Source organism: Asticcacaulis sp., assembly GCF_027484505.1.
In the GTDB taxonomy this organism is placed as follows: domain Bacteria; phylum Pseudomonadota; class Alphaproteobacteria; order Caulobacterales; family Caulobacteraceae; genus Asticcacaulis.
In genome coordinates this window covers 1-13,415 of record NZ_JAIXSV010000147.1, presented here as the reverse complement: position 1 = coordinate 13,415, position 13,415 = coordinate 1, and the positions used below count along the sequence as shown (strand labels likewise).

At 57.4% G+C, this 13,415-nt stretch carries 8 protein-coding genes and 1 pseudogene; 8 read left to right on the top strand and 1 reads right to left on the bottom strand.

Translation table 11 applies throughout. The annotated features are described in order from the left end of the window. Positions 1 to 197 (bottom strand): annotated as a pseudogene (locus Q0072_RS09625) (hypothetical protein); the annotation flags it as partial. Between the two features lie 180 nt (positions 198 to 377). Between Q0072_RS09625 and Q0072_RS09620 the strand changes: the two are divergent. The 8 genes from Q0072_RS09620 to Q0072_RS09585 all read left to right on the top strand — a co-directional run. Next, positions 378 to 857: an RNA polymerase sigma factor gene (locus Q0072_RS09620; protein WP_298329043.1), complete on the top strand. Its 480-nt coding sequence runs from the start codon at positions 378 to 380 to the stop codon at positions 855 to 857. 14 nt (positions 858 to 871) lie between these two features. Then, the gene (locus tag Q0072_RS09615) at positions 872 to 1,828 is read left to right on the top strand and encodes a FecR family protein (protein WP_298329040.1); all 957 of its coding nucleotides are present in this window, start codon (positions 872 to 874) and stop codon (positions 1,826 to 1,828) included. Positions 1,829 to 1,947: 119 nt separating this feature from the next. Continuing rightward, positions 1,948 to 5,070, top strand: a complete 3,123-nt coding sequence (locus Q0072_RS09610) for a TonB-dependent receptor (RefSeq protein ID WP_298329039.1) — start codon at positions 1,948 to 1,950, stop codon at positions 5,068 to 5,070. A 156-nt stretch (positions 5,071 to 5,226) separates the two neighbouring features. Then, on the top strand, positions 5,227 to 8,619 hold the full coding sequence (locus Q0072_RS09605; protein ID WP_298329036.1) for a TonB-dependent receptor: 3,393 nt from the start codon (positions 5,227 to 5,229) through the stop codon (positions 8,617 to 8,619). 369 nt (positions 8,620 to 8,988) lie between these two features. Further along, the gene (locus Q0072_RS09600; protein ID WP_298329033.1) at positions 8,989 to 10,599 is read left to right on the top strand and encodes a family 43 glycosylhydrolase; all 1,611 of its coding nucleotides are present in this window, start codon (positions 8,989 to 8,991) and stop codon (positions 10,597 to 10,599) included. A 45-nt stretch (positions 10,600 to 10,644) separates the two neighbouring features. Next, positions 10,645 to 11,571: a rhamnogalacturonan acetylesterase gene (locus Q0072_RS09595; RefSeq protein ID WP_298329030.1), complete on the top strand. Its 927-nt coding sequence runs from the start codon at positions 10,645 to 10,647 to the stop codon at positions 11,569 to 11,571. A 49-nt stretch (positions 11,572 to 11,620) separates the two neighbouring features. After that, positions 11,621 to 12,604: a pectinesterase family protein gene (locus Q0072_RS09590; protein ID WP_298329027.1), complete on the top strand. Its 984-nt coding sequence runs from the start codon at positions 11,621 to 11,623 to the stop codon at positions 12,602 to 12,604. Positions 12,605 to 12,750: 146 nt separating this feature from the next. Then, positions 12,751 to 13,415, top strand: a 665-nt coding sequence (locus Q0072_RS09585; RefSeq protein WP_298329024.1) for a sugar-binding domain-containing protein, incomplete at its 3' end; no start/stop codon positions are given.

Below are 13,415 nucleotides of genomic sequence, written 5' to 3'. Positions count from 1 at the left end.
ACGCCGATACTGCCAGCGGCGCTGAAGATCAGTCGCAGGGCCGAAACCGACGACGCGCCCTGCGGACTGCTGGACATATTGGCCAGCATGGAATTGTGCGCAACATCGCACAGCGTATAATCGCCCTGATGATCGAGGAACATCCGCACATCGCGTTCGCGGACTTCAGGTGAAAACTTGTTCGTCGTTTTGCTCATGGTAGCTCCATCTTCTCAGAAGTTGGAGCCTCCGGCAAATCCGGGGCGGTTCAGAACGTGCCGGAGGCTCGCAGAAAAAAAAGCCATAAGCCATTGTCTTACAGGACAGAGAGTGCCGATCCAAATTTGTCGTGTTTTGGGTGCTCCGGCGTCTTAAGTGTTAGGATAGCTTAAGCGCCAATGGAAAACCTTAGGAAGATTTTAGCCAAAGCGAAGCGGGTAGTGGTTCGCAAGGGCATTTCGCCCCAAGACGCAGAGGACCTCGTCCAAAGCGCCTACATGCGCGTCCATGCCTATGAGCAACGCGAGATCGTGCGCTCCCAGGAGGCTTTGCTGATCACCGCAGCGGTGAGATTGGCCTATGATGAAAGGCGACGGCAGGATAGGGCAGTCATGTTTGAAAAAGCCGATGAGCTTCCGTCGGTGGCAGATGATGCACCGCTCCCGGATGAAATATTGCGCGCGCAGCAGCGTATCGCGAGGCTGAAAGAAGGTCTGGACCGATTGCCAGAACGGACCCGTCGTATTTTGCTTAGCCGGCGGCTTGACGGCCTCACCTACAAGCAGATCGCGCAGAGAGAAGGGGCAACCGAGGCCGCGATAGAAAAGCAGGTGGCACGCGCCACCCTTGAGTTAATGAATTGGGTGAACGGATGGTAGGTCCAGACGACAATATGCTTCCGGAACCGACTGTGAGACGTGTGCCGCCGCTCGGTACAGCCGCCGAGGCCGCTGTGTGGATGGCGCGTTTGAAAAGCGATAACCGGCTGCCGGAGACGGAAGCAGCCTTTCGCCGCTGGCTGGAGATAACGCCGGACGCTCAGTATCTTTTTGATGAAGCGACTGATGTCTGGGAGATGCTGCCATCGGCGATTCCGGCGCGTCGTGCGCGCCCGGCGTCACCGGCGATATCGCGCCGTATGGCTCTGGCGGGAGCGATGGCTGCGGCTATTGTGGTGGTCGTTGGTGGAGGTATCTATGCGGTAAACCTTCGTCCGGTCGTCTATGAAACGCAAAAAGGTGAGCAGAGATCGGTGTCGCTTGCGGACACCTCAAAGGTTACCCTGAACACGGATACGAAGCTCTCTGTCAGGTACAGTCATAATCGACGCTATGTGCAACTGGAACGGGGGGAGGCGGTGTTTCAGGTTGCACACGACCCCTCCAGACCCTTTGTCGTCGAAACGCGTAATCAACGCGTCACAGCGCTGGGTACGGTCTTTCTCGTGCGGTCTGACCCCACTGAAATGCAAGTCGCTTTGTTTTCAGGGAAGGTGGAACTGCGGGCGAAGCAAGAGGTGTCGGCGGCAAACGGCATGATCCTGAAGCCGGGTGAGCGGGCGACCGTCCGTGAGGGCATGACACCTGTCGTGGATCGGCCGGTATCGGACGTTATTACGGCGTGGCAAAGACAGGAAATCGTGTTTTCTGATGTGACGCTTGGCGAGGCCATCAATGAGCTGAACCGGTATAGCCGTCAGCAGATTGTGATTACAGATTCAAGCATTGCCTCACTTAAAGTGGCTGGCGTTTTCCAGACCGGCGATTCAGCCGCTTTTGCCAGTAACATGGCGCGTATATACGGCCTGAAAGTCCGTCAATCCGATGGCGTCATCGCACTGACACGTTAACTTTGTCATGATTTGACGTGCCGGGTGTGTAAGCGTACGGTATGCGATAATCCGGTCCGTTTGTGAGAACACAAACGAGACAGCAACAAAGACAAAAGCCGACGGCATCGGACAGGGGAATGCGGTTAAACAGGAATTGGGTGGCCGGCCTGTACGTCGCCATACTGGCTGGTCTCGTGCCAGCCACTGCGATTGCGCAGTCTGTTATAGATTGTCAGTTCCCTGAACAAACCTTGGGAAAAACACTGACCGCTCTGGCGCGCGCAGGTAAAATAACAGTCCTCTTTGATCCCGCACTCGTAAAAGGATTAAACTCTCGGCCGCTAAATGGGCATTTCGCAGCCCGCGAAGCCTTAAACCGCATACTCATGGGATCAGGCTTGCAGGCCGTTCAAATGTCGGCTGGGCAATTCATTATTGAGCGTATGCCGTCGCAGCGGACAACGGCGACCCCTTCAGTTCAGGGCCCCGAACGCCCGCTACCTGAGCCGGATCTGGTCCCTGTTGTTGTCGTGCAACGTTCTAAAAGTGAGCTTCGCGAAGCAGAAGTTTCCAAGCGGGGATATAATGGCATCCTCGAAACAGCCACCTCAGCGGAAATCGCAAAATTTCCGGAAGCAAACCTTGCAGAAGCGCTTCAACTCTTGCCCGGTTCCGCGCTGGCGCGCGATCAGGGCGAAGGCCGCACCCTGTCAGTGAGAGGCATAGGGCCGGAGCTTTCGCTTGTAGAAATAAACGGGATCGAAGCACAGGCGGTGACCGACGGCCCTAACTTTGGCAGCTACAGGGGGCGAGGCTTTGATTTCAATGTCTTCCCCTCAGAGATATTTGCGGAGATATCGACTTCAAAAACAACACGTGCGAGTCAGCCTGAAGGCTCGTTAGGCGCTAGTGTTTTTTTGACGACACCTAAGGCCTTGGAGCAAGCGCCTCAACCCGACCAACTGAGTCTGACGAAGACCTACAATGATCTGTCCAAAGCTGTCGGCTCGCGTGTGAACGCCTCTCTGTCTCGCAAGACGAATGATAGCCGGTTCGGCTGGACAGTGTCAGCATCCTGGAGTCGTACGCCGTTCGAGATTCAAGGGTTAAACAGTGGTTTTTGGAATACAGGGACGTCAAATGGGGGCTATTGCCGCCCCACTTTGAATTCAGGTGGAATTTGCGATGTGGCGCCCGGCGAGTATGCATCGGCGGTTCAAGCGTACGCGCTACTGAACGCGCCTGGTGTGCTCGCGCCACAATTCTACCGCTTCACCAGCATCTCAGGACTGTCTACCCGAAGTGGTGTGGCCGTGGGGCTCCAATGGTGCCCGAGTGACGACACTTTGATAACGGCAGACTACCTTGTCTCAGAGCTAAGCACGCGGCGCATCGGCCATTACCTTTTCCCTATCGGATTTAGCCGCGGTGCGGCACAAGGCGGCAAACCGGAGATCGTGCCAAGAGACGTCGAGGTGGATGGGAATGGGAGCGTTGTCTATGGTCGCTTTGACAACGTAGACATCCGTTCAGAGGTCATATTCGATGAATACAAGACTCGTTTCGAACAAGGCTCAATTCAGGTCTCACGCGCATTCGGACCTCGGCTACGCTTCAAAGGGGCATTGGGGTTTTCACGGTCAAACTTTATAAACCCCAAAGATGTCGGTATTCATCTTGACCGCTACAATGTGGATAACTTTATTTTTGATTTACGAGGCTCTGGTCAAAATAATCCTTCGTTCAGCTTTGGATTTGATGTGAAGGACCCGCCCGAATGGTACTTTGGCCCCCGTGTTCTGCAAAACCAGGGCACGGGGTACATGGGGCCTGAGATCAGATATAGACCCAATTTTGTGCGAAATGAGTTTGACGTCTTGAAAGGTCAGCTTATTTATCCGGTTTCATCAGATATCGAGATCGTCGCGGGTATCCAGTGGAAACGGTATGGATTTAATTCCGAGGTTTTCAAGTTTACAGAAGGTGATTTTGATTTCCCTGTTCCACAAGAGGGCCTGGCATCGCTAGGCGAAATGTTTTGCGGCCTTGGCCGGTTTAAGGTCTCATCATCTACACCGGTTTGTTGGTTTGCGCCGGACCCGGAAGCCTTCGCGAAGACGTACAGTATTTATGGCAATGTCGGCAGAACCGTTGTCTCTCGCGATATTCCCTTGGCCAGAGGGTTTAATCAGTCGGTTACGGAGACTGATCTGGCCGCGTTTGTGGAGTGGACCTTTGAGGGAATGTGGGGCGCGTATCCCATTAAGGCGGATGCCGGCTTGAGGGTCATTGAGACCCATCAGAACTCTGAGTTTTATAATGAAGCCAATCTGGCTTCACCTTCGGCACCGCGCCTGGAGACGGTATCGCGAAGATATGTAGATACGCTCCCAACGGCGAACATTGCATTGGAACTCAGCCCGACACAGGTCGTCCGATTGGGACTTGCCAAGGTCATGGCGCGTCCCCCTCTAACCAACATCGCGGCAGCAACGGCCCTGAACATTGGCGGAGGTTCCAGACAGGTCATTTCAGGCAATCCGTTAATCAAACCGATCCGAGGAGCCACGATCGATCTGGCTGCCGAGTGGTATCCCTCACGAGATCTCAATCTGTCGCTTGGCTTATTTTATAAGCGTATCAGTACCTATATCCAAAATTACTCATATGCGGGGTCCTATGCCAGTACGGGGCTATCGGAGACACTTCTTGAGAACACAGGCGCCGCTCCGTCCGATGATTTCCTCATCACCGAAGTGATTAACACTCGCGGGGGGGAGGTGAACGGCCTCGAGTTCAATTTGCGCTGGCGGGCGCGAGGGGCAGGGAGTCTGTTTTCAGGTCTTGGCCTTGACCTCAACTATACGCAAATAAAAAGTGACATCGAGTATTTTCTCGACGATCAGGGTCAACGTCGCGCTGTGCACTTCGACTTGCTAAATTTGTCCCCGCGCACCGCTCGCGCGACGCTTTTCTATCGCATTACTAACCTTGAGGCTCAGGTGACAGGCGTTCATCGTAGCGCCTATCTGACGAGCGTGCCTGGAGCACGAATATCAGATGCCGCAGGTGTCGATGGATCGTTCTACCTCAGCGCGGCGCTTGCGTACAAGATTACTCCCAGTTTGCAACTGCGCCTGGAAGGGCTCAATCTTACAGACGAACCTTCTCGCACATGGGAGGGGCTGGAAACGAGGCGGCTTGTTGACGTCCAGTGGAGTGGCCGGACGGTTTCCCTCGGTCTCAATTACAGCTTTTAGCTCCCTCATGGCTCCCGAGCAAAAAAAACTTCTTCGGCATGTCGGAAATAAACAGTCCCCCGGTCTTATTAGGTAAGGCTGCGTGACACCGGTGTCTCGGTGCGATGCGACAGCCGTTCTTGGGCGGCAACGAATAAACATCTCAGGGAGAAACAAATGAAATTAGCAAACACAGGGCCGCGCAGCGGTCTGCGAGCGGTATTGCTTGCCAGTATATCGCTTGGGGCGTTAACGCTGATCGCGCCCGCTGTGGCGAGTGCGCAGGAGGCGACCCCGAGTGCCGAGGAGCCGACGACGGTTATCGTGACGGGGTATCGCGCCAGCCTGCAAAGCGCGCTGACGACCAAGCGCAAGGCCGACGTGATGATGGATGCCATCAACGCGGAGGACATTGCAGACTTCCCCGATGCCAACCTGGCGGAGTCTCTGCAACGCATCCCCGGTATCTCGATCGACCGCGATAATGGCGAAGGCCGCACCATCACTGTGCGTGGTCTGGGGGCTGACTTTACCCGCGTGCGCATCAACGGTCTCGAGGCGCTGTCCACCGCCGGGGCCAATGACGCCGGTTCCAATCCCAACCGCTCGCGGGCGTTTGACTTCAACACCTTTGCCTCTGAACTGTTCAACAGCCTGCGCGTGCGCAAAAGCTCGTCGGCCGAAACCGATGAAGGTTCGCTGGGGGCGACGGTTGACCTGATCACCGGGCGTCCGTTCGATTACAAGAAGGATCAGTATGCCTTCTCGATTCAGGACGCCTATTACGACAATGGTGGCTTCCATAATCCGCGCGTCACAGGGCTGATTTCGAAGCGCTGGGCCGATGGCAAGCTGGGCTTCCTGGCCTCGGTGGCCTATTCCGAACGTGACTCTGAAAACGATCAGTACCGCCGTGGTATTGGTCAGTCGGAATATCTGTATCGGAACTCGACCTGGGCCACTCTGGAAAACAAACGTCGTGCGGGTTTCTCAGCACCTGCGGGCACGACATTTGATGACAGCATTTCCAACCCGACGGCAACGAACCCTGATGGCACGGTGAGTTCGGCGGATGCCATAACCAATACCAACTATATGAACGCAGTCACCGGGTCTGATCCGACAGCTTATGCGCTGCTGCACCCGGCCGACGCCAAAGGCCATATGAACGCCTCTCTGGTCCGCATCCCGGCGTTGGGCTCTATTGAGCAACAGGACCTGCATCAGGAGCGTCTGGGCATCACCGCCTCGTTCCAGATGCAGCCGAACCCGAATACGCGCATCTCTATCGACGGTCTGTACTCCAAGTTCCGCAACGAGAGCACCATCTATCAGGTGTCGTCGGTGGGGCTGAACCGCGACAATACCAATGCGGGTTATGCCACCTCTGCCAATACGGTCACAACCGACACAGCAACGGCGCGCAATACACGTCGTAACCTTTATCCCGGCACCTGCACGGCTCGTGACGCGACGGATTTGCTGGCGGCTATCGATTGTGGTCAAGCGCAGAATGGTACGGCTCTGGTTCCGGGGACCTTCTTCTCGTTCAATCCGAACAATCTGGACCCCTACGACTATTACAATTCGCCCACGGTCAACGGCGCGGCCAATCCGGGTTATGTCGCCTCTGCCGATCTGCTGGGCTTCCGTGACAAGCTGATCGGTCGTCAGTCCACAGACGTGCTGGCGGCCAATGTGTCCAATGGCGTGGCAGACTATTTGGTGCTGCGCAATGTCGATTGGCGCTCAGCCGCTGACCGCAACTTCTACACCACCGAGTTCAAGCAGGTTTCGTTCAACCTGAATCAGAAGTTCACCGATCGCCTGACCGGGGATTTCACTTTTGGCGCGTCGGAGTCCTATAACGAAAATCAGGGTCTGCTGGTCGAATTCAACCGCATGGATGCGCCGGAAAGTTTCGTGTTTGACGAACGCGGCGGCGGGGAAATGCCGGTATTTAACCTCGGATTCAACGCGGCTGATCCGACCAACTGGGGCATGGTCAAGGGCTTTTCGGGTATCCGCCACTTCCAGAGGTTCGTGACCAACACATACGCAGGAGCCAAGGCCGATTTTGGCTATGAGCTGAACGAGAACCTGTCGCTTAAGTTCGGCGTCACCTCGCGCAAGTACGACTTCGAGACCAACCTGCTGGAGCGTGAAAACGACCTGCTCAACCCGACCGAAAAGGAAGCCAAGGTCTCTGTGGCCTCTCTGGGTCGGGTGGTTCAGTTCGGGCAGGGGCTGGATGTACCGGGCGGTACGACGACCTCGTTCTTTGCTCCGTCCATCGAAGGCTTTAATTCGGTGTTCGACTTCACCTGTAACTGTATCAACAAGTGGGGCGACTGGCGCATCCACGGCAAGCGCAATGGCGGCCGTGAAAACTTCAAGGTGCAGGAGCGCAGCGAAGGCGGCTATCTGCAACTCAACTTCGACTACGATGTGCTGGGCGGCAACGTCTTCGGGAATATCGGCGTGCGTCAGGTCAAGACGGACCTGACCTCCTATGGCACCACCTCGGCGGGCCGTCCGATCACCGGGCGTAACGAATATACGGACACCCTGCCGGCGTTTAACGTGGCCTGGCAGGTCGTACCCAACGTCTATCTGCGCGCCGCCGCGGCCAAGGTGATGGCGCGTCCGCTTCTGGGCAACCTGTCGCCGTCCATCACCGCCATCAGTATCCCGAATACTGGAGGTGCGACGGGTGCGACCCTGACCATCGGCAATCCGAAGTTGCAACCCTTCCGCGGTAAGACCTACGACCTGTCGGCGGAATGGTACTTCGCCAAGGGTGGGCTGCTGTCGATGGCGGTATTCAAAAAGGACATCGCCTCCTATCCGCAGACGGTTCTGTTCTCGGCCCCGCTGTCGAACTTCCTGTCGGCGGAAGATCTGGCGACCCTGAAGCTTCAGTTCAATACCGGGTCGGTCGCCGACAATGCGCGTCTGGCCTATATCGACGCCAATGGCGAAGCGACGGCGCGTCAGTTCCGCGATGCGCCCGGAGGCACGCTGGAAGGCTGGGAGTTCAGCTATCAGCAGGACTTCACCTTCCTGCCGTGGATTCTCAAAAACACCGGTGTGCAGTTCAACATGACGCACATCGATTCCAAGCTGACCTATATTCTGGACCCCGGCACCGCGACCGTAGCCCCGACCTTTGGTAACGGGCCGTGGTTGGGGGCGTCACCCGACGCCATCAACCTGACGCTCTACTATGAAACGGACACGTTCAGCGCCCGCGTCTCGATGGCTAAGCGCGAAGGCTATTACACCACCTATCCGCTGGCCGCCGGTTCCTGCTCGCCGGGCCTGAACAGCGATGGTACCCCCTGTAACTCGCCGCTGATAAACGATTTCGCCGGCTCTTTGCCGACGCAAAACGTTGACTTCTCGATGAGCTACAAGCCGACCAAGCGCCTGACCATCACGCTCGAAGGTCTGAACATGACCAATGAAACGACCAACCGTTTCGGTTATGGCGCCACCAGCCAGACCGTGGTCAGCCAGTACGGCTCGACCGGCCGTCAACTGACGCTGGGCGTGCGGTACAAGTACTAAATTCGGCAGCTATCCCTGTTCGCAGGGATCGCTCTGTTCAGGCTCAGGCGACGCGTTTCTGCGTTTGTAAATACGGGTGCCGTTTACACTCCCTGTGGCGGCACCTTTCAACTGACATCTGAGGGAACCCTGAGCCCCCTCGTTTGTACAGGGCAGGTGTAAGATAACCTTATCGCCTGCCCTTTTTTGTCTCTGGTTTCAACATCCGTGAACAGGCTGCTCACGTGTTGTTATGCGCCGACGAGCGTCAACCCTCTTCGCCAAAGCCGCAGGGTGAGATGCTACTGTATAGACACCGCTATGCGAAAGATTGGGTGAGTGCATCTGCGCTTTAGATATGTCCATGTCGAGGTGGAAGGAAAGATTAGAATGATGGGTACCCGGCGTAACACACTGAAATCTCTCGGGCTTGGAGCGTTTCTGTTCGGCGCGCCCGCCGGGGCCGCCCCCGCTAAAAACGGCCCCGACACGTGGCGCAAGGGGATAGAGGGGCAGCGTCAGCCGGATCTGGGTGATGGCACCTTCCTCAATCCGATCATGGCCGGGGACCATCCCGACCCGTCCATCCTGAAGGACGGTGACGATTACTATATGACGTTTTCGACCTTCGATGCCTATCCGGGTCTGGTGATCTGGCATTCGAAGGATCTGGTCAACTGGCGGCCCATCGTCCCGGCCCTGACCCAGAATATCGGCTCGGTCTGGGCCCCGGAACTGTGTAAGCACAAGGGGCGTTATTATCTCTATATCCCGACCAAAAAGACCTCGGCACCGGGTTCAAAGACCACCTCGTGGGTGATCTGGGCCGACAAGATCGAAGGCCCGTGGTCGGAGCCTGTCGATCTCGACCTGCCGCGTCATATCGACCCCGGTCATGCGGTGGGCGAAGACGGTTCGCGCTGGTTGTTCCTGTCGGGCGGTGACCGGGTGCGGCTTTCGGAGGATGGTCTGTCGAAGGCGGGGGAGGTCGAGCACGTCTATGATCCGTGGCGCTATCCATCCGACTGGGTGGTCGAAGGGTTTGCACCCGAAGGACCTAAGGTCACCCGCCACGGCCAGTACTATTACATGATCCTCGCTGTTGGGGGCACGGCGGGGCCGCCGACCGGACATATGGTCATTGCGGCGCGCTCGAAGTCGATCAACGGCCCGTGGGAGCATCACCCGCGCAATCCGCTGGTGCGCACGACCTCGGCCGAGGAAAAATGGTGGTCGCGCGGCCATGCCACCCTTGTGGAGGGGCCTGCCGGTGATTGGTGGGGCGTCTATCACGGCTATGAAAACGGCTTCTGGACGCTGGGGCGGCAAACGCTTCTGGCCCCGGTGACGTGGTCGAAGGATGGCTGGTTTGATTTTGGCGGCGGTGATCTGTCGCAGCCTATAAAGACGCCCAAGGGGGGCAAACCGCACGGCTTTCAGCCGCCGCACGGGTTTGCCCTGTCCGACGACTTCACAACCGACAAATACGGCATCCAGTGGAATTTCTTTAACCCGTCGCCAGACGAGAAAAGCCGCATCCGCCGCGAAAACGGCGTGCTGCATCTTACGGCCACAGGTCAGGCCCCCAGTTCAAGCTCGCCGCTGATCACCATAGTCGGTGATCCGGCTTACGAGATTGAGATGGAGATCGAAATCGACGAGGGCGTGCGCGCCGGCCTGCTGCTGTTCTATGACACCAAGCTATACTGCGGTCTGGGCTTTGATGGCAAAAACTTCGTCACGCATCAGTACGGTATCGAGCGCGGGCGTCCGGCCAATCCGCACGGCCGTCGGATGCTGATGCGTCTGCGCAACGACCGGCATATTGTGACCTTCGACACCTCGTCGGATGGCCAGACCTGGCGACGCTTTGACCGCGGCATGGAGGTGTCGGGTTATCACCACAATGTGCGCGGCGGCTTCCTGATGCTCAAACCGGGCTTCTACGCCGCCGGACAAGGCGAGGCGCGCTTCCGCAACTTCCTATACCGGGCGCTTTAACGCCCAAGTTTGACTCATAAGAGACTTAACAGAGGGATTCTGCCCATGACTATGCCCGCCTCCGGTGCGAAGAAGTCCATTGTCTTTGGTGCTGCAATGATCGCGCTCAGCCTGCTGGCCGTGCCCGCCCTTTCGCAGACAGTGCCCAACCTGTCGCCTCAGGACATCAAGGCCCGTGCCCAGATCAAGAAGATCAATGCCAAAAAGGTCATTCTGGTCGGTGATTCCACTACGGCGGTTCTGGGGGGCTGGGGCCCCAGCTTTTGCGGTCATCACCTCAGTTCGTTCGTGGCTTGTATAAACCTGGCCAGAGGCGGGCGTTCGACCTTCAACTATATTGCCGAAGACTCATGGGATATTGCCTTGGCTGAAATGAAAAGCGGCGGTTTCTCAAAAACCTACGTCCTCATTCAGTTTGGCCATAACGATCAACCGGGTAAACCTGGCCGTTCCACAGACCTCGAAACCGAGTTTCCGCAGCTTCTGAAGCGCTACGTCAATGAAACCCGTGCGGCCGGTGCCATACCGGTGCTGGTGACGCCCCTGACGCGTCGCGGGTTCAAAAATGGCGTGCTGGAGAACGATCTGGCCCCCTGGGCCGCTGCCACGCGCAAGGTGGCAGCAGAACTGAACGTACCCCTTGTGGACCTTTACGCGCGCTCACAGAGCGAGGTTCAGGCGATGGGCCCGGTGGCCGCCATGCGATTTGCGCAAAAGCCGCCCAGCGCAGAAGTGCTGGACGCAGGCAAAACGGGGACGACGATTTCCGGGTCCACGGGGGTGCCTGTGGCACCGGCTCAGACCCCGCTTACCGAAGAGCAGATACGCAATGCTCAGGAGCCTCTGGGGCAGGCAAAGCTGAGTTTCGACTACACGCATCTGGGCAGAGAGGGTGCGGACTTTTTTTCCAAAATCGTTGCCTATGAACTGGCGCGTGCGGTTCCGGAACTGAAGCGGGACCTCATTCCGTGAACCGTCGCCACCCTATATCTGAACCGCGTTTACTATTGAGGAAGCGCTGATGACCGCAAAGCAACCTATGCTGAATCGCCGACTGTTCTGCGGGGCAGGCGGGCTGGCATTGATCTCAGCCCCCGCTGGCTTCGCACAGACGCAGGCGATTGTGCGTGTGCCGACGCAATACAAGACCCTTGCCGAAGCGTTTGCAGCTCTGCCTGACGCGGGAGGCGTGGTCGAGATTGCGCCCGGCACCTACCGCGAAAAACTCAGCCTGTCGAAACCCGGCGTGCAGCTCATCGGCAAGGGCAAAAAGCCGGAAGATGTGGTCATTGTCTGGGGCGACAGCGCGAAAATGGCCGGGGGCACGGGCAAGTCGGCGTCGTTTACCGTCAGTGGCGATGGCTTCCGCGCCAGCAATCTGACGATCCAGAACGACTACCACCTCACTCAGCCGGACAATCCCTCTCAGGCCGTGGCCTTATCTATAAGTGCTGACCGGGCGGTTTTACGCAATGTCCGTCTTCTGGGGGCGCAGGATACGCTCTATGCAGGATCGAAGAAGCCGACCGTGCCAAGCCGTCAGTACTATAAGGATTGCTACATCGAAGGGCATGTCGATTTCATTTTTGGTAATGCGCTGGCCTTCTTTGATCGCTGCCATCTGCATATTATTGAGCGGAACGGCGCCTTCATCACGGCCCACAGCCGCACAGCCGATAGCGAAACCACAGCCTATGTGTTTGATCATTGCCGCATTACTACGGCGGGGACGGGTGCCTATTATTTCGGGCGGGCGTGGCGACCCTATGCACAGGTGATTTTCCTCGATACGCGCATTGATGGGCAAATTCATCCGGAAGGCTGGCGTGAATGGACGCCGGGCAAGACCGAGACCTACGCCACGGCGCATTTTGCGGAATACAATTCCAGTGGACCGGGCGCGGATGTCAGCCAGCGGGTCTTCTGGGCCAGGCGGTTGAACGCAGATCAGGCGGCAAAATGGCGGCTGGAGAACGTGTTCCCCGATCGTAGCTGGATGAATTGAAAGAGATAATCCCTCCCCGTTTACGGGGAGGGGGAGCGTGAAGCGGTGGGTAGGAATATCACCCGCCTGTCTTTCCCCCTTCTGGCGGGACAAGCCCCCCACCTTCCCCGTACACGGGGAAGGATGAATGCTAGGATGTCATACTCATGACCCAACTCAATCGCCGTAACTTCCTCACTGTTTCCGCCGCGGGCGCGGCGGCCGCTTCGGTCGCAGGACCCGCTGAAGCGGTCGAGACCACCCGTATGGCTATCCCCGACGAAGGCTGGAACCTGTGGGTAGATGAGAAGGCTGCCTATAAGGACGATGTCATCTATCTGCCGGCGCAGGCGGACGTGAAGACGCTTCCGGTCAATCCGCCGACGGGAGGGTGGGGGGCGCTGACCCCCGAAGCCACGGTTACCCTTCCGGCCACGGTTGAGCAGCACTTCTGGGGCCGCTTTGGGTTACGGCCCTATACGGGCGATGAATATCGCTATGCCGAAGACGATCCGGTGCCGCAAAACGGAGCCTATCGAGGTGTGTCGTGGTGGTGGCGCGAGATCACTATTCCTGCCTCAACCAAGGGTCAGCGCGTTCTGTTGCATATCCGGGGGGCGCGGTTGCGCGCCGAGGTGTTCCTCAATGAAAAGCTGGTTGGGTATTCGATCCTCTCCGAACAGCCCTTTGATTGCGATTTGACCGCTGCCATGGCTCCCGGCGGCACCAACCGTCTGGCCATCCGCATCACCAATCCCGGTGGGCGCTACGACTGGCGCGATTCCACCACCATGATGTGGGGTAAGCTCAAACTGTTTGCCTCGCACGGGTT

What these genes read in the sequence shown, in the direction of transcription:
- Q0072_RS09620 (WP_298329043.1), top strand. Translation starts at nt 378, where the DNA reads ATGGAAAACCTTAGGAAGATTTTAGCCAAAGCGAAGCGGGTAGTGGTT.
- Q0072_RS09605 (WP_298329036.1), top strand. Translation starts at nt 5,227, where the DNA reads ATGAAATTAGCAAACACAGGGCCGCGCAGCGGTCTGCGAGCGGTATTG.
- Q0072_RS09615 (WP_298329040.1), top strand. Translation starts at nt 872, where the DNA reads ATGCTTCCGGAACCGACTGTGAGACGTGTGCCGCCGCTCGGTACAGCC.
- Q0072_RS09595 (WP_298329030.1), top strand. Translation starts at nt 10,645, where the DNA reads ATGACTATGCCCGCCTCCGGTGCGAAGAAGTCCATTGTCTTTGGTGCT.
- Q0072_RS09600 (WP_298329033.1), top strand. Translation starts at nt 8,989, where the DNA reads ATGATGGGTACCCGGCGTAACACACTGAAATCTCTCGGGCTTGGAGCG.
- Q0072_RS09610 (WP_298329039.1), top strand. Translation starts at nt 1,948, where the DNA reads ATGCGGTTAAACAGGAATTGGGTGGCCGGCCTGTACGTCGCCATACTG.
- Q0072_RS09590 (WP_298329027.1), top strand. Translation starts at nt 11,621, where the DNA reads ATGACCGCAAAGCAACCTATGCTGAATCGCCGACTGTTCTGCGGGGCA.